General features: G+C 60.9%; 14 protein-coding genes and 1 pseudogene. 5 read left to right on the forward strand and 10 right to left on the reverse strand.

What is annotated here, in order from left to right:
- Positions 1-172: 172 nt before the first annotated feature.
- The 5 genes and pseudogenes from rhaB to tpiA form a co-directional block, all read left to right on the forward strand.
- On the forward strand, positions 173-1,648 hold the full coding sequence (gene rhaB, locus MRBLMR1_RS28045) for a rhamnulokinase (RefSeq protein ID WP_500067029.1): 1,476 nt from the start codon (positions 173-175) through the stop codon (positions 1,646-1,648).
- Positions 1,648-2,919: an L-rhamnose isomerase gene (locus tag MRBLMR1_RS28050; RefSeq protein ID WP_404945455.1), complete on the forward strand. Its 1,272-nt coding sequence runs from the start codon at positions 1,648-1,650 to the stop codon at positions 2,917-2,919. The genes rhaB and MRBLMR1_RS28050 overlap by 1 nt, the downstream gene beginning before the upstream one ends.
- Positions 2,916-3,770, forward strand: coding sequence for a rhamnulose-1-phosphate aldolase (gene rhaD, locus MRBLMR1_RS28055; RefSeq protein ID WP_286194888.1), 855 nt, complete (start codon positions 2,916-2,918; stop codon positions 3,768-3,770). Before MRBLMR1_RS28050 ends, rhaD begins: the two co-directional genes overlap by 4 nt.
- A gap of 12 nt (positions 3,771-3,782) precedes the next feature.
- A complete protein-coding gene (gene rhaM, locus MRBLMR1_RS28060; RefSeq protein ID WP_148144640.1) occupies positions 3,783-4,115 on the forward strand; it encodes an L-rhamnose mutarotase in 333 nt (110 codons plus the stop codon).
- 181 nt (positions 4,116-4,296) lie between these two features.
- Positions 4,297-4,995 (forward strand): annotated as a pseudogene (gene tpiA / locus MRBLMR1_RS28065) (triose-phosphate isomerase); the annotation flags it as partial.
- Positions 4,996-5,141: 146 nt separating this feature from the next.
- Here the strand turns inward: tpiA and MRBLMR1_RS28070 are convergent.
- From MRBLMR1_RS28070 to MRBLMR1_RS28115, 10 genes are read right to left on the reverse strand one after another with little or no spacing between them, the layout of a single operon-like run.
- Positions 5,142-6,227, reverse strand: coding sequence for a branched-chain amino acid aminotransferase (locus MRBLMR1_RS28070; protein ID WP_500067030.1), 1,086 nt, complete (start codon positions 6,225-6,227; stop codon positions 5,142-5,144).
- Positions 6,228-6,284: 57 nt separating this feature from the next.
- On the reverse strand, positions 6,285-7,127 hold the full coding sequence (locus MRBLMR1_RS28075) for an HpcH/HpaI aldolase/citrate lyase family protein (protein ID WP_206827889.1): 843 nt from the start codon (positions 7,125-7,127) through the stop codon (positions 6,285-6,287).
- Complete coding sequence (locus MRBLMR1_RS28080) at positions 7,124-7,576, reverse strand: MaoC family dehydratase (protein WP_206827887.1); 453 nt, start codon at positions 7,574-7,576, stop codon at positions 7,124-7,126. Before MRBLMR1_RS28080 ends, MRBLMR1_RS28075 begins: the two co-directional genes overlap by 4 nt.
- On the reverse strand, positions 7,576-9,435 hold the full coding sequence (locus MRBLMR1_RS28085) for an acetyl/propionyl/methylcrotonyl-CoA carboxylase subunit alpha (RefSeq protein ID WP_500067031.1): 1,860 nt from the start codon (positions 9,433-9,435) through the stop codon (positions 7,576-7,578). Before MRBLMR1_RS28085 ends, MRBLMR1_RS28080 begins: the two co-directional genes overlap by 1 nt.
- Before the next feature lie 12 nt (positions 9,436-9,447).
- Complete coding sequence (locus MRBLMR1_RS28090; protein ID WP_500067032.1) at positions 9,448-11,043, reverse strand: carboxyl transferase domain-containing protein; 1,596 nt, start codon at positions 11,041-11,043, stop codon at positions 9,448-9,450.
- Positions 11,043-12,206 carry an acyl-CoA dehydrogenase family protein gene (locus MRBLMR1_RS28095; RefSeq protein WP_206827881.1) on the reverse strand — a complete coding sequence of 388 codons (1,164 nt, stop codon included), beginning with the start codon at positions 12,204-12,206 and terminating at the stop codon, positions 11,043-11,045. The genes MRBLMR1_RS28090 and MRBLMR1_RS28095 overlap by 1 nt, the downstream gene beginning before the upstream one ends.
- A 28-nt stretch (positions 12,207-12,234) precedes the next feature.
- Positions 12,235-13,629, reverse strand: coding sequence for a dihydrolipoyl dehydrogenase (gene lpdA / locus MRBLMR1_RS28100; protein WP_404945449.1), 1,395 nt, complete (start codon positions 13,627-13,629; stop codon positions 12,235-12,237).
- 3 nt (positions 13,630-13,632) lie between these two features.
- The gene (locus MRBLMR1_RS28105; RefSeq protein ID WP_404945448.1) at positions 13,633-14,895 is read right to left on the reverse strand and encodes a dihydrolipoamide acetyltransferase family protein; all 1,263 of its coding nucleotides are present in this window, start codon (positions 14,893-14,895) and stop codon (positions 13,633-13,635) included.
- A 3-nt stretch (positions 14,896-14,898) separates the two neighbouring features.
- Positions 14,899-15,912, reverse strand: a complete 1,014-nt coding sequence (locus tag MRBLMR1_RS28110) for an alpha-ketoacid dehydrogenase subunit beta (RefSeq protein ID WP_206827875.1) — start codon at positions 15,910-15,912, stop codon at positions 14,899-14,901.
- Between the two features lies 1 nt (position 15,913).
- The gene (locus tag MRBLMR1_RS28115; protein WP_423334253.1) at positions 15,914-17,146 is read right to left on the reverse strand and encodes a 3-methyl-2-oxobutanoate dehydrogenase (2-methylpropanoyl-transferring) subunit alpha; all 1,233 of its coding nucleotides are present in this window, start codon (positions 17,144-17,146) and stop codon (positions 15,914-15,916) included.
- Positions 17,147-17,232 lie beyond the last annotated feature (86 nt).

The following is a 17,232-nucleotide window of genomic DNA, read 5'->3' on the forward strand; positions in this document are numbered from 1 at the left end:
GATCTGCATCAATGCGGCGCTGCGACTTAATAATGCAGCCAGGCAGCTTGCCGCGAAAGCCCCGATGTCATCTTCGAATAATGACACGTATCAGCAAATCTCATGTCTGCATCTTCAAGGCGCCATGCCCATCAACAGGGCTAAGCTGCTGAAAACGAACAAGAGAACAAGCATGAAAGTGCCTGAGAAAATCGTTGCCGTCGATATCGGTGCCAGCAGTGGCCGTGTTATCCTGAGCGAAGTCAGGGATGGCATTTTGTCGCTGACGGAAATCCACCGGTTCGAAAACAACCTGTGTGGCGACGATGTCTTTGCGCATCAATGCTGGGATCTCGATTTCCTTGAAGCTGAAATGCGAAAAGGGCTGGCGATTGCCCAAGAGCAGGGGGGCTTGGCGAGCGTCGGGGTCGATGCCTGGGGCGTTGACTACGTATTGCTGGACGACAATCTGGAGCGCATCGGCCCCGCCGTGTCCTACCGGGATCATCGCACCGACGGCATGATGGAGACGGTCTTCGCTGAGATCTCGCGCGCCGAAATATACCACCGCACCGGCATCCAGTTCCTGCAATTCAACACGCTCTATCAGCTAGCAGCCACCGTTCGTCAGCATCCCGAATGGTTGGCTCGCGCCCGCCACTTCCTGATGATCCCGGACTATCTGCATTTCCGCCTCTGCGGCGTGCTTTCCAACGAATACACCAACGTGACGACGACGCAGTTATTCAATCTGCATGAGAACGATTGGGATACTGATCTGCTCGAAGTCGCGGGATTGCCCAAGACGATGATGATGCATCCGGTCGAGGCAGGCACCATCATCGGCGAGATACCGGCCTTGCAGAGCGAGGCAGCCATCAAGGTCGTTGCCCCGGCCACCCATGATACGGGGTCCGCGGTTGCGGCCGCACCGTTGGAAACCGAGGATGAGGCCTTCATCAGTTCGGGCACATGGTCGCTGATGGGGATCGAGAGCAAGACGCCATTTGCCGATGCTGAGGCGCTGGCCGCAAATGTCTCGAACGAAGGCGGTGTCGAGCGGCGTTACCGCGTCCTCAAGAACATCATGGGTTTCTGGCTTATCCAGCGGGTCCGCAAGGAACTGGGATCACCGGATCACGGCGGGCTCGTGTCGGAAGCGCGTGACGGCACGCCCTGGCGAAGCCTGATCAATCCCCAGGAGGCGCGGTTCCTCAACCCCGATAACATGACGGCGGAAATCCAGGCGTTCTGCCGGGAGACGGGACAGCCCGTACCGGAGAGCGCCGGCGCCCTTTCGCGCTGCATCTTCGATAGCCTGGCCCTTTCCTATCGCCAGGTGAAAGAGAAGCTGGAAACCCTGCGCGGGCGTCCTGTCAATCGTATCCGTATCGTCGGTGGCGGCAGCCAGAACGACCTCGTCAACCAACTTTGCGCCGATGCTTGCGGCGTTCCGGTAACGGCCGGTCCGATCGAGACGACGGCGCTCGGAAATGTCTGCGTGCAGATGATCGCCCTCGGCCAGCTTTCCAACCTCGATGAAGCGCGCGCACTCGTGCGCCGTTCATTCCCTCTAACCGAATATCTTCCCCGCCAGCGTGTACCCCAAGCCGTCTGGGATCGTTTCCAGTCGTTTAGCGCGCTGCCTGCTCTAGAAGGACAAGATTGATGAGCCAATCACAGAAAGTCGAAGCCGCCTATACCATGGCGCGTGATGTCTTCGCCGCGACCGGGATCGATACCGAGGCGGCTCTCAACCGCCTCGACAGCATCCCGATCTCGATGCATTGCTGGCAGGGCGATGACGTTCGCGGCTTTGAAAACCCGGCGGGCGAACTTACCGGCGGTATTCAGGTCAGCGGCAACTATCCCGGTCGCGCAAGCACTCCGGGCGAATTGCGCGCCGATCTCGATTTCGCCATGGCACAGATCCCGGGCCAGAAGCGGCTCAATCTTCACGCCATCTATCTCGAAACCGACAAGCCGGTCTCGCGTGACGCGATCGAACCCCACCATTTCCAGAACTGGGTCGAATGGGCCAAAAAAGCCGGCATTGGCCTGGATTTCAACCCGACCTGCTTTTCGCATCGCTTGAGCGAAGATGGGCTGACGCTCAGCCATCCCGACAAGGCGGTGCGCGATTTCTGGATCGCCCATTGCCAGGCAAGCCGCAAGGTCAGCGAATATTTCGGCAAGCAGCTCGGCACGCCATCGGTGATGAACATCTGGGTGCCGGATGGCATGAAAGATTTGCCTGCCGACCGGTTTGCACCGCGTGAGCGTCTCGCTCAGTCGCTGGATGCGATCATTGCCGAAAAGATCTCGCGCGAGTTCCACAAGGATGCCGTCGAGAGCAAGCTTTTCGGTATCGGAGCCGAAAGCTACACGGTCGGCTCCAGCGAGTTCTGCATGGGTTATGCCACGAGCCGCAAAACGCTGCTTTGCCTCGATGCCGGTCATTTTCATCCGACCGAAGTCATCTCCGACAAGCTGTCGTCGGTGCTGCAATTCGTCGATGAAGTTTTGCTCCACGTCTCTCGCCCGGTCCGCTGGGATAGCGACCACGTCGTGCTGTTTGATGATGAACTGCAGGCAATCGCCAACGAACTGATCCGGGGCGACGTACTTGGCAAGGTCAATATCGGCCTCGACTTCTTCGATGCCAGCATCAACCGCGTGGCGGCCTGGGTGATCGGCACGCGCAATACCCGCAAGGCGCTTCTGCGCGCTCTGCTTGAGCCGGCTTCCAGGCTGAAACAGGCGGAAAGCGAACGGGATTTCACGACACGATTGGCGATAATGGAAGAAGCCAAATCAATGCCGTGGTCTGCGGTTTGGGATTTCTATTGCCTCAGCAGAAACGTGCCGGTCGGCATCGCCTGGCTGGACGAGGTTAAAAATTATGAACGCAACGTGCTGAGCAAACGAAAGGCCGCATGATCATGACACTGCATACTGCAAATTCCTGGTTCGTAACCGCCATGGTCAAGGCGACCTCGGACATGTGGCTGAAGGGGTGGGACGAGCGCAATGGCGGCAATGTCAGCCTACGCTTGCTGCCGGAGGACGTTGCTCCCTATCTGGCGCAGTGGCCTGCAAACCGTAGCGCTCCGATCAGCGATCCGCTGCCGGAACTGGCCGGCCAGTACTACATCGTTACCGGAACCGGAAAATATTTCCGCAACGTTCAGCTCGATCCGGCAGCCAATATGGGTGTCGTCCAGGTGGCACCTGACGGAACCTCGGTGAAAATCCTCTGGGGCTTCACCGATGGCGGCGCGCCGACCTCCGAGCTTGCCTCCCATCTGAAGTCCCACGGCGTTCGCCAGAAGGTCAGCAATGGTCGCGATCGTGTCATCATGCATTGCCATGCGACCAATCTCCTGGCGCTGACCTATGTGCTGGATCTCGATCCGGCCAACGTGACCCGCGCCCTATGGGAGAGCAGCACCGAATGCCTCGTCGTCTTCCCGCAGGGGGTCGGCACCATGGGCTGGCTGGTTCCCGGTACCGATACGATCGGTGATGCGACCGCCAAGGAGATGGCCAATCACACGCTGGTCATGTGGCCCTTCCACGGTATTTTCGGCACGGGCGATACGCTCGATGAAGCCTTCGGCCTGATCGATACCGCCGAAAAGGCAGCCGAAGTTCTCGTCAAGGTCGTCTCCATGGGCGGTGCCCGCCAGACGATTACGACCGCCAACCTCGTCGATCTCGCTGCGCGCTTCGGCGTCGAGCCGATGGCGGAAGCCATGGCCGTCGAAACCTGGCGACTTGCCGGAAAATAAGGGAGTAAAGCCATGGTCGCAGTGGAAACGAAGATCCGGAAGGCATTTGTCATGCAGGTCTTTGCCGACAAGCATGAGGAATATAAACGTCGCCATGACGAGATCTGGCCGAAGCTTGCCGAGACGCTGAAGGACCATGGCGCATCCTCTTACGCCATCTATCTCGACGAGGCGCGTAGCCTGCTTTTCGCCTCTGTCGAGATCGTGTCGGAAGAGCGCTGGGCGGCTGTCGCCGACACCGCGATTTGCAAGGAATGGTGGGCATTCATGACTGAAGTGATGCCCAGCAATCCCGATAACAGCCCTGTTTCGCAGGAATTGAAGGAAGTTTTCTACCTGCCCTGATCAGCCAAAATGTGCCGACGAGAACATGTCTCGCGACGGTGAGCTGGAAACCGGAAATAAACGGTGCGACGGGGTTGGATGCAGCGATGTCACACATTTTCGTTGTGGCATCGCTGAACTGAAGACAGAGAATAACGAAATGCGGGCCAGCGGAAGCCGGGTTCGCGGGGAGAGATATGTCATGGGACCGGTGCCGAAGCCGCTTATTGCCGGGAACTGGAAGATGAATGGCATGCGCGGTAGTCTTGCGCAGATCAAGGAGATTGCAGCCAGCAACATGCATGCTTCAGGCAAGTTCGATGCGCTGATTTGCGTACCAGCCACGTTACTGCATTCAGCGACCTTAATGACGGCAGATACGCCGTTGAAAATTGGAGCGCAGGATTGCCATGATCGGGAAAACGGTGCCTACACCGGAGATATTTCCGCCGGCATGATTGCCGATAGTCTTGGCAGCCATGTCATCATTGGCCACTCCGAACGACGCACCAGATACCGGGAAGACGACGCCCTGGTGCGATCCAAGACAATTGCCGCACATAAGTCCGGATTGATTGCCGTCGTCTGCATCGGCGAAACGGAAGAGGATAGATCGAGCGGCCGGACGCTCGACGTGCTTCGGTACCAACTGGCTAGATCATTGCCCGACGGCGCGACGGGAGAGAATACCGTTATTGCCTATGAGCCGGTTTGGGCGATCGGTACAGGTCGTACGGCCTCGATCGCAGATATTGCAGAAGCACACCGCTTTATCCGTTCCGAACTCTGCAAACGCTTCAATAGCGAGGGCGATCGCATGAGGATTTTGTACGGTGGGTCGGTAAAACCCTCGAATGTCGATGAAGTTCTGCACGTGGAAAACGTGGATGGAGCGCTTGTCTGAGGTGCCAGCCTGACGGCCAATGACTTCCTGTCCATCTGCAGCGCCTATTGACGGTCCTCGCCGTCAACCAATCGGTTTTCGGGGCGCCCGTCGCTTCTATATGACGGGCGCCACCAAGTCCTCAAGTGCGGATGCGCGCGGCCTCAGCTAACCGGGATCGAGTGAAGCCAACCGTGGCTGTCGGCAAGTGCCTGGGTCTGGATACCGACCAGCTTGTCTCTTAACAGGGTCGTGACCGCTCCCGTCTCGCCGGTGCCGATGGTGAGCGAGCCGCTGCGATGCTTCAATTCTCCGATACCGGCAACGACAGCCGCCGTGCCACAGGCGAAGGCTTCGACCAGGCGGCCGGAGGCGACATCCGCCTGCAGCTCGTCAAACGCGTAAGGGCGTTCTTCAACGGCGATATTGTTGTCCTTCGCGAGCGTCAGGACGGAGTTGCGGGTAATGCCGGGCAGGATTGTGCCGAGCGGCGGCGTGACCATCGATCCGTCGTTGATGATGAAGAAGATGTTCATGCCACCGAGTTCCTCGATCCATTTGCGCTCGGCGGCATCAAGGAACAGGACCTGATCGCAGCCTTGGCTGCCGGCTTCGGCCTGGGCAACCAGGCTTGCTGCATAATTGCCGCCACACTTGGCAGCACCCGTGCCACCGACAGCCGCACGGGTATAATCTTCGGAAACCCAGATCTTCACCGGCTTGGCGCCGCCCTTGAAATAGGGACCGACAGGCGAGGCGATGACGCAGAAGATATATTCCTTCGACGGCCGGACACCGAGGAAGGACTCGTTGGCGAACATGAAGGGGCGAAGATAGAGGCTGCCGCCATTGCCTTCCGGCACCCATTTCCTGTCCACGGCGACCAGCTTCTCGATGGCGGCGAGAAAATCCTCTTCAGGCAGTTCGGGCATTGCGAGCCGGCGTGCCGAGGCGTTGAAGCGTTTTGCGTTCTGATCCGGGCGGAACAGCACGACCTTGCCATCGGCAGCCCGGTAGGCCTTCATGCCTTCGAAGATTTCCTGCGCGTAGTGAAGCACGCTGCTGGCCGGATCAAGAGCGAAGGGTGCACGAGCGGTTACCTGCGCCGAATGCCAGCCCTTGTCGGCGCTCCAGTGAATGACGGCCATGTGATCGCTGAACAGCGTTCCGAAACCGAGGTTCTGGAAGGCGAGGGCGCGATCGGCCTCTGCCATGGGTTTAGCATTCTTGACGATTTCGAATTCCAGCATGGGTCACCTAGAGATATGGATCGGCCGCTCAAACGCGGCTTTGTCGGCGTTGTTGAATCACGGCGACTGCCTTTCGGCAAGCCCAAGCAGTCGTCTTGCCTGTTTCAAATGCGGTTTATCGATCATCCTGCCGTTGAAGTTAAGCACTCCCTGTCCCGGATTGGCGGAAAATGCGTCCACAATCGCCTGTGCCTGCGCCAATTCCTCGGCTGTCGGGGTGAATGCCGCATTGATGACAGGCAGCTGTTCGGGATGGATCGCCATCATGCCGGTAAAGCCGTCCCGTCTTGCACGCCGGGCATAGACGGCCAGCCCGTCGAGATCACGAAATGCCGGATAGACCGTTTCGATTGCCTCCACGCCTGCGGCATGCGCGCCGAAGAGGGTGAGCGAGCGGAGCATTTCATAGGGTGGTGTATAGCGCCCGTCCTCCTCGCGTGAACCCGTGGCGCCGATTGCAGCCGGCAGGTCTTCCGCGCCCCAGGTGAGGCCAAGGATCAAATGCCGGACGCTTCGATAACTACCGAGTTCGAACACCGCCGCCGGCGTTTCGGTGGCAATCGGCAGGATGGGAATGCCCGGAGCGCGTACAGCCATCGCCTCGACACTTGCTCCCCCCTCGGCTTTAGGCAGCACGAAAGCATCGGGCTTCACATCCTTCAACGTGTCGAGATCATCCCCCAGAAAGCCGCTGTCGAGCGGGTTTATTCGGACGAAGAGTTTTCGGTCTCGTCTGGCGGAACGGAGAAATTCGGCGGTCATTTGCCTCGCCGTCGCCTTTGCCTCGAGCGCGACGGAATCTTCCAGGTCGAGGATCAGCGCATCGGCATCCAGCCCGAGCGCTTTTTCCATCCGGTCCGGCCGGTCACCGGGGACGAAAAGCAGGGAGCGCAATGTCATTGCGGCCTCCGGTGAAGAAGGGCGCTGCGCAGGCATTGGCAGACGATCTCGTTGCGCTGGTTGATCAGTTCATGGCGGAAGGTGACGATACCGGCCGCTGGTCGCGAACGGCTTTCCTTCAGCTCGACTATTTCGGTTTCCGCCCTCATCGTGTCGCCAATAAAGACCGGCTTGGGCATGGTGAGCTTGTCGTAACCCAGATTGGCAACGAGTGTTCCGAGCGTCGTATCGCTGACGGAAAGCCCGACCATCAGCGCGAAGGTGAAGGTGCCGTTGACGATGATCCGGCCGAATTCGCTCGCCTTTGCCGCCTCGATATCGAGATGCAGCGGCTGTGGATTATGGGTCATGGTGGAGAAGAGGAGATTGTCGGTTTCCGTCACCGTGCGGCGGATCTCGTGGGCGATCCGGTCGCCGATGGTCCAGTCCTCGAAATAGCGTCCGGCCATCATTGGTCTCCCTCGATGCGCACGAGCAGGCTGCCTTCCGTAACCTGTGCGCCGGACATGGCCTTGAGTTCGACAACGGTGCCGTCGAAAGGCGCACTCAACGTCTGTTCCATCTTCATTGCCTCGATCACCACGAGTGGCTGGCCGCGGACGACCTTCTCTCCCTCACCGACAGATACGGCGATGACGGTGCCGGGCATGGGGGCGATGATCGCGCCATCCGCATGGTTGTGGCTTCCACTGGCGTGATCGGCGCGAGGCGAGCTGAAAGGCCATGCCGCGCCATCGACAAAGACGACATCTGCGGGGCCATTACCGCTTTTGCGCCGGGAAGGGTCCAGGGTCACCAGATAGGGGCGGCCGTCTACTTCCACGCTCACCAGCCGATAGGCCTCCGCATTCAGGCGGAATCCGGCAAGCGCGGTCCATGGCTCCTGCGCGCCGGTCGGCAGGAGTGCTGCGGCAGCCGCCTGCAACACGCGCTCGTCGGGTTCTGTCGATGGAACAAGATCGGCCAGATGGCGGGCGATGAAGCCGGTATCGACGGCGCCCTCCAGAAAATCCGGGTGTTTCAAGGTGCGTGCCAGAAAGGCGGCATTGGTGCGAACGGGCCAGATTTCGACGCTCGCCATGGCATGGGTAAGTGTGTTTGCTGCCTGTCGGCGGCCTGGGGCATGGCTGATCAGCTTGGCGATCATCGGGTCGTAATGGGCGGTCACCTCGTCGCCTTGCTCGACGCCGCTATCGACGCGAACGCTTGGCGGAAGGCGCAGATGCTCCAACAGGCCGGTGGAGGGCAGGAAATTGTTGGACGGGTTTTCGGCGTAAAGCCGCGCCTCCATCGCCCAGCCGTTGATGGAAAGCTCGTCCTGCCTCAGTGGCAAGCGCTCGCCCGAAGCGACCCGGATCTGCCATTCCACCAGATCCTGCCCGGTAATTGCCTCGGTAACCGGATGTTCTACCTGCAGCCGCGTGTTCATTTCCATGAACCAGATGCGGTCGGCACGCAGTCCTTCGGAGGCATCGGCAATAAACTCAACCGTTCCGGCCCCGACATATTCCACCGCCCTTGCTGCTTTGACGGCGGCATCGCAGACGGCGTCGCGTGTTGCCGCGTCCATACCCGGTGCGGGGGCTTCCTCAATCACCTTCTGATGGCGGCGCTGCAATGAGCAGTCGCGCTCGAAGAGATGCACGACATTGCCGAACGTATCGCCAAAAACCTGAACCTCGATATGCCGCGGCGACAGGATGTATTTCTCGATCAGAACCCGGTCGTCACCAAAGGAGGAAGCCGCCTCGCGCCGGCAGCTTTCTAGTGCTGCGAGAAAATCGGAAGCCGTATCGACCTTGCGCATGCCTTTGCCGCCGCCGCCCGCAACGGCCTTGATCAGCACCGGATAACCGATCGCTTCGGCTTCCCGCTGCAGCCGGGCGGGATTCTGGTCTTCGCCGAGATAACCCGGCGTGACCGGCACGTTTGCGGCGATCATCCGTTGCTTGGCGGCGTCCTTCAGCCCCATGGCGCGGATGGCGGCGGGCGGAGCGCCCACCCATGTCAGCCCATTCGCGATAACAGCCTCTGCAAATTCGGCATTTTCCGACAGAAACCCGTAGCCGGGATGAATCGCCTGAGCGCCTGTCTGTCGGGCCGCGTCGAGAATACGGTCATGGCGGAGATAGCTGTCTCGCGCCGCGGCTGGACCGATATGTACCGCTTGATCGGCCTCGCGCACAAAGGGCATGGCGGCATCTGCATCGGAATATACGGCAATGGTGCGAATGCCGAGCCGGCTTGCGGTGCGGATGATGCGGCGGGCGATTTCTCCGCGATTGGCGATCAGCAGGCTTTCAATCACCGGTCATCCTCCTCACATTCTAAACAGGCCGAACTGCGCACGGTCGGGGATCGGCGCGTTCAGCACTGCGGAGAAGGCCAGCCCCAGCACGTCGCGGGTCTGGGCGGGATCGATTACGCCGTCGTCCCAAAGCCTGGCGGTTGCGTAATACGGATTGCCCTCGTCCTCGTATTTCTGCCGGATCGGGGTCTTGAAGGCTTCCGCTTCCGCTGCACTCCATGTCTCGGCATTGCGATGCACGGAGGCGAGGACGGATGCCGCCTGTTCGCCGCCCATGACGGAAATCCGCGCATTCGGCCATGAAAACAGGAAGCGTGGCTGGTAGGCGCGACCGCACATGCCGTAATTGCCGGCGCCGAAACTGCCGCCGATCAGCACGGTGATCTTTGGAACGGAAGCCGTTGCGACAGCCGTCACCAGCTTTGCACCGTTCTTGGCAATGCCTTCCGCCTCATATCTGCCGCCGACCATGAAGCCGGAAATATTCTGCAGGAAAAGCAGCGGAATACGGCGCTGGCAGGCAAGCTCGATGAAATGCGCGCCCTTCAAGGCGCTTTCCGAAAACAGCACGCCACTATTGGCCAGAATGGCGACCGGAATACCCCAGATGCGGGCAAAACCGCAGACGAGCGTCGAACCGTAGAGGGGCTTGAACTCCTGCAGTTCCGATCCGTCGACGACGCGGGCGATGACCTCGCGCACATCATAGGGCGTGCGCACATCCTGCGGCACGACGCCGTAAAGCTCTGACGTCTCCCGCAGAGGAGGGCGCGGATTTGCGATCTCGATATCGACTGCCTTTGGCCGGTTGAGGGTCGCCACGATATCCCGGACGATCAACAGCGCATGTTCGTCATTCTCGGCGACATGATCGACGACGCCTGATTTTCTTCCATGGGTTTCCGCGCCGCCCAGTTCCTCGGCCGAAATCACTTCACCGGTCGCGGCCTTCACCAGCGGCGGGCCGGCGAGGAAGATCGTGCCCTGATTGCGCACGATCACCGTCTCGTCGGACATGGCCGGAACATAGGCGCCGCCCGCCGTGCAGCTTCCCATCACGCAGGCGATCTGCGCGATACCCGCCGCCGACATCTGCGCCTGATTGTAGAAGATCCGGCCGAAATGATCGCGGTCCGGAAAGACTTCCGCCTGATGCGGCAGGTTGGCCCCGCCGGAATCAACCAGATAGATGCAGGGCAGGCGGTTTTCAGACGCGATCTCCTGTGCCCGCAAATGCTTCTTCACCGTCATCGGGAAATAGGCGCCGCCCTTCACCGTCGGGTCATGCGCGACGATCATGCATTCGCGGCCCGACACCCGACCGATGCCGGTGATCATTCCAGCAGCCGGTGCTTCATCGCCATACATGCCGCCTGCTGCAAGCTGGCCGATTTCCAAGAGCGGCGAGCCGGGATCTAGCAGCCGCTGCACCCGGTCTCTGGGCAACAGCTTTCCGCGTGCGACATGGCGCTCGCGATGGCTTTCCGATCCGCCGCGCGCAGCCGCCGCAACTTTCTCCCGCAGTTCTTCGGAAAGCGCGCGGTTATGCGCCTCATTGGCCTTGAAGCCTTCGGAATTGCGATCGAGCGTGGTCCGGATCTGGGGCATCAGCCGTTGCCCCCCGCACCAATCACTTCCCGGCCGATCAGCATGCGGCGCACTTCATTGGTGCCGGCACCGATATCGAGCAGCTTGGCGTCGCGCCAGAAACGCTCCACCGGCCAATCCTTCGTATAGCCCGCGCCTCCGAGCGCCTGGATAGCCTGTTCGGCGACCTTTACTGCGCTTTCCGACGCATAGAGGATGGCACCGGCGGCGTCCTGCCTTGTTGTGCGGCCTGCATCGCAGGCGCGTGCCACGGCATAGACATAGGCCCGGGCTGAGTTCAGCGCCACGACCATATCGGCGACCTTGGCCTGCATCAGCTGGAAACTGCCGATCGGCACTCCGAACTGTTTTCGCTCCCGCAGGTAAGGCAACACGACATCGAGGCAGGCCTGCATGATGCCGAGCTGGATGCCGGACAGCACGACCCGCTCGTAATCGAGGCCGGACATCAGCACTTTCGCGCCGCCGTTCAGCGGTCCCATGAGATTTTCCTGCGGCACGAAGCAGTCGTTGAAAACGAGCTCGGCGGTCGGCGAGCCGCGCATGCCGACCTTGTCGATCTTCTGGCCGATGGAAAAACCGGCAAAACCCTTCTCGATCAGGAAGGCGGTGATGCCCTTCGATCCGGCGTCGGGTTCCGTCTTGGCGTAGACGACGAGGGTCTGGGCATAGGGCGCATTGGTGATCCAGAATTTGGTGCCGTTCAGGCGAAAGCCGCCTTCGACCCTGTCGGCTCGCAATCGCATGGAGACGACATCCGAACCTGCACCTGTCTCCGACATGGCGAGGCTTCCGACATGGTCTCCGGAAATCAGGCCGGGGAGATATCTTGCCTTCTGATCGGGCGTTGCCCAGCGTGCGATCTGGTTGATGCAGAGGTTGGAATGCGCTCCGTAGGACAGGCCAACGGAGGCCGAGGCGCGGCTTACCTCCTCGCAGGCGATGACATGTTCCAGATAACCCAGTCCAAGCCCGCCATCGTCTTCCGCAACCGTGATGCCATGCAGCCCGAGCGCACCCATTTCCGGCCAGAGTTCGATGGGAAAGCGATCCTTCGCATCGATTTCGGCGGCGATTGGCACAATGCGTTCGCGCGCAAAACGCTGCGTCGTCTCGCGGATCGAGCGAGCCATATCGCTAAGGCCAAAATCCATGTCAGTCATCGGGCCTCCTCCCAGATAGCCGTTCCGTTTAGATATGCAGCGCGTGTCCCATCGCCTTGAGCGCCGCCTCCTGCAGGGCTTCGCTGCGTGTCGGATGGACATGGATCGTGCCGGCGATATCCTCCAGCCGAGCCCCCATCTCGATTGCCAGCGAAAATGCCGCCGAAAGTTCGGATACGCCTGACCCGACCGCCTGCAGCCCCAGTACGAGATTGGTATCGGCGCGCGCCACAATGCGGACAAAACCGTCTTCGTCCTGCATCGTCATCGCCCTTCCATTGGCGGTGAAGGGGAACTGCCCGACCTTCACTTCGTAGCCTTGAGCGCGTGCTTCTGCCGGTGAAAGCCCGGCGCTGACGATTTCCGGATCGGTGAAGCAGATCGAGGGGATGGAGCGCTTGTCCCAGGCGCGCTTTTTCCCCGCAACTATCTCCGCCACCATCTCGCCCTGCGCGATGGCGCGATGCGCCAGCATCGGTTCGCCGGTGACATCGCCGATCGCATAGACGCCACGCATCGAAGTGCGACAGCGATCGTCGATACGCAGGTATGGACCGGATCGATCGAGATCGAGGTCTTCAAGCCCGGACCCGACGCTGCGCGGACGGCGGCCGACGGCAACGAGGATATGATCTGCCGGCAGTTCCTGCCGTCTATCCGGTCCTTCGACAACCAGCGCATCGCCCTTCTCGGAAAGCCCGATCGCTTTGGTGTTGGTGAAAAGCCTGATGCCGCGCTCAGTCAGCCTGCGTGTCACAGGCTTGATCAGGTCGGCATCGTAGATCGGCAGGATCTGCGCCGTCGCTTCCACCACGGTTACCTCCGATCCGAGCTTCGCAAAAGCGGTGCCGAGCTCCAGCCCGATATAACCGCCGCCGACCACGATGAGCCTGTTCGGCACTTGCCTAAGCGACAGTGCTTCGGTCGAGGAGATGACGGGTCCACCGAAGGGCAGGGCTGGAAGTTCGACCGGGTCGGAGCCTGTGGCGATCACCACGGTTTCCGCGCGAACGATCTGCTGGCCGGTTTCGGTTTCCACCTCCACCGTCTTGCCGTCACGGAAACGGGCGCGGCCGGAAACGATCTTGACGCGGGCCTTCTGCAACAGGCCGGAAACACCGCTTGTCAGCCGCCCGACAATGCCGTCCTTCCAGGTCATGGTGCCGGCAAGATCGATCGACGGTTGATCGACGCGAATGCCCATTGCATTGCGTCCGCCTGCCATCTGCCGTGTTGCATCAAAAACCTCCGCCGCGTGGATCAGCGCCTTGGAAGGGATGCAGCCGATGGTGAGGCAGGTGCCGCCGGGCTTGGCAGCCTCGACGATGACCGTATCGATGCCGAGCTGGCCGGCGCGGATGGCGCAGGCATAACCGCCGGGGCCGGCGCCGATGACGAGAAGCTTGCAGGAAATCTCTTTCATGGCTCACCCTTCGATGAAGATCAGGGCTGGAGTTTCAAGCAGTGTGCGCAGGCGCTGGATAAAGGTTGCCGCGTCAAAACCGTCTATGATGCGGTGGTCGAAGCTGGAGGAGAGGTTCATCATCTTTCGCGGCACGAATTGCGCCCCATCCCAGAGCGGGCGGGTGGCGATCTTGTTGACGCCGACGATCGCCACTTCCGGATGATTGATGACCGGCGTTGAGACGATGCCGCCGAGCGCGCCGAGCGAACTGATGGTGATGGTCGAACCGGTCAGCTCGTCACGCGTGGCGGTACCGGAACGGGCGGCCTCCGCCAGCCGGTTCATTTCCGTTGCGCAATCCCAGATACTGCGTGCTTCTGCGTGCCTGACGACCGGTACGGTGAGGCCTGACGGTGTCTGGGTGGCGATACCGATATTCACCGCGCCGGACCGGGTCAGTATACCGGCATCATCATCGAATGTAGCGTTGATGTCGGGCTGATCGGTTACCGCCTTGACCATTGCCCGCATCAGGAAAGGAAGGAGCGTGAGTTTCGGTTGGTCGGGCTTGCGCGCACTGTTCATCGTCGCCCGCAACTCCTCCAGCGCCGTCACGTCGACCTCTTCCACATAGGTGATATGAGGGATGCGCGAGGTGGAAAGCGTCATCTTCTCGGCGATGCGGCGGCGAAGGCCGGTGAGCTTGATCTCCTCCTTCGAGGTCTTCCTGGCAAAACCCTGCTGCGGGGCCGGTGCCTCCTTGCCATGGGCAAGGAATTGCTCGACATCCTCGCGCAGGATGCGCCCGGCCGGCCCCGTTCCGCTCAACTGGCGAAGGTCTATGCCGTTGTCTCGTGCCAGCAGCCGCACCGATGGAGCGGCAAGCGGCTTGTCCATCTCCGTTGATAGGGTTGAAGAGAGGGACGGTGCCGGTGACGTAACGGGCGTGGCAGGTTTCGTTGGTTTTTCAGCGGGCTCGGCCTTCTCTGGCCTAGGTTCTTCGGCCTTGACCGGCTCAGGAGCGGTGACTTCGTTGCTGCCACCTTCCGTCTCGATCCGGATCAGCGGTGCCCGGACTGCGATCGTGTCGCCGATCTCGCCGCCGAGCCAGATCACGGTTCCGCTGACGGGGGTAGGAATTTCCACCGTCGCCTTGTCGGTCATCACGGCGGCGACCGTCATGTCCTCGCGCACGGGATCGCCGACCTTCACCAGCCATTCGACAAGCTCGGCTTCGGCAACGCCTTCGCCGACATCCGGCATCTTGATGGTGAACTCGCCCATGGCTCAGGCCTCCATGACGTCGGTCAGCGCGCGCCCGACGCGGGCGGGGCCGGGAAAATAGTCCCATTCCTGCGCATGCGGGTAAGGCGTATCCCAGCCGGCGACGCGCATGACCGGGGCTTCGAGATGATAGAAGCAATGTTCCTGCACCAATGCTGCGATCTCCCCGCCGAAGCCGGAGGTGAGCGTTGCTTCATGCACGATAACGCAGCGCCCTGTCTTGGAGACCGACCTCACGATCGCATCTAGATCGAGCGGCAGAAGGCTTCTGAGATCGATGACTTCGGCATCAATGCCGGTATCTTCGGCGGCGGCGAGTGCCACATGCACCATCGTGCCATAGGCAATCACGGTGACGGCCGAACCTTGCCGGCGCACTTCCGCCCTGCCGATCGGGATCGAATAATAGTCATCCGGCACATCGCCGAGTGAGTGTTTCGACCAAGGGGTGACCGGCCGTTCGTGATGCCCGTCGAACGGGCCGTTATAGAGCCGCTTCGGCTCGAGGAACATCACCGGGTCGGGATCTTCGATCGCGGCAATCAGCAGGCCCTTGGCATCATAGGGATTGGATGGCACGACGACCTTGAGGCCGCAGACGTGGGTGAACAGAGCTTCCGGGCTCTGGCTATGGGTCTGTCCGCCAAAAATACCGCCGCCGGTGGGCATGCGCACCACGATCGGGCAGGTGAAATCGCCGTTGGAGCGATAGCGGATGCGCGCGGCCTCCTGCGTCAGCTGGTCATAGGCGGGGTACATATAGTCGGCGAACTGGATTTCGACGCAGGGTTTCAGCCCATAGGCGGCCATGCCGATGGCGGTGCCGACGATGCCGGATTCGTTGATCGGCGTGTCGAAACAGCGGGTCTTGCCGTATTTCGCCTGCAACCCTTGCGTACAGCGGAAAACGCCGCCGAAATAACCGACATCCTCGCCGAAGACCACGACATCCTCGTCCCGCCCCATGGCGACATCCATGGCGCTTCTGACCGCCTCGATCATCGTCATCCGGGCCATGTCAGTATCCCGCCTTCTGCCGCTGGCGGCGCAGATGCGGCGGCATCTCGGCATAGACGCCTTCGAAGATGTCGCGCACGGAGGGCCTGCCACCGGCATGCATCGTTCCGTGTTCCTCGGCCTTGCGCTGGGCGGCAATCACCTCGTCCGTAATTTCAGCTTCCGCCTGCACATGCCGTTCTTCCGACCAGAGGCCGCGCAGGATCAGGTGTTTCTTCAACCGCAAGACCGGATCTCCAAGCGGCCAGGCTTCGGATTCCGTCTTCGGACGGTAGGCGCTCGGGTCGTCGGAGGTGGAATGCGCGCCGACCCGGTAGGTGACGTATTCGATCAGCGTCGGCCCGAGATTGCGCCTTGCCCGCTCCGCCGCCCAACAGGCGACGGCATGCACGGCCAAATAATCATTGCCATCGACCCTCAGCGCCGGAATGCCGAAACCGAGGCCGCGGGCGGCAAAGGTGCCGGAGCCGCCGCGGGCGATGCCCTGAAATGTCGAGATGGCCCACTGGTTGTTGACGACGTTGAGGATGACCGGCGCCCGGTAAGTCGAGGCGAAGACCAGCGCCGAATGAAAATCCGATTCCGCCGTCGATCCGTCACCGATCCAGGCGGCGGCAATGCGGCTGTCGTTCTTGATCGCCGACGCCATGGCCCAGCCGACGGCCTGCACATATTGCGTGGCGAGATTGCCGGAAATCGTGAAGAAGCCATGCTCCTTCGACGAATACATGATCGGCAGCTGCCGGCCGCGCAACGGGTCGCTTTCGTTGGAATAGATCTGGTTCATCATCTCGACCATCGGATAGTCGTCGGCGATGAGAAGGCCTGCCTGTCGGTAGGTGGGGAAATTCATGTCGCCCTTGTTCAAGGCTTTGCGAAAGGCACAGCTGACGGCTTCCTCGCCCAGATGCTGCATGTAGAAGGACGTCTTGCCCTGCCGCTGCGCCATCAGCATGCGGGCATCAAAAGCCCTGAGCGTCATCATGTGCCGCAGGCCGGTTCTCAGGTCGTCATCGGACAAAAGTCCGGCCCAGGGGCCGACTGCCTCGCCATCCCGGTTCAGCACACGGATGATCGAATAGGCGAGATCGCGAATGTCTTCGGCTGCCGCATCCACGTCCGGGCGCGGTACGGCACCTGCCCTTGCGATCTTCACATTGGAAAAATCGGGCTGCCCGCCCGGACGCACTGCAGGCTCCGGAACGTGCAGGCTCAGATGACCTGTATCAACCATATTTCCTCCCGATCGACCTGCTTCTCCTCAAAAGCGTGTCGATTAGAAAAGAATGGTATTCGCAGCGCCAATGGCAAGCCATGACT

Source organism: Neorhizobium sp. LMR1-1-1.1 (assembly GCF_040675795.1).
Classification (GTDB): Bacteria; Pseudomonadota; Alphaproteobacteria; order Rhizobiales; family Rhizobiaceae; genus Neorhizobium; species Neorhizobium cellulosilyticum.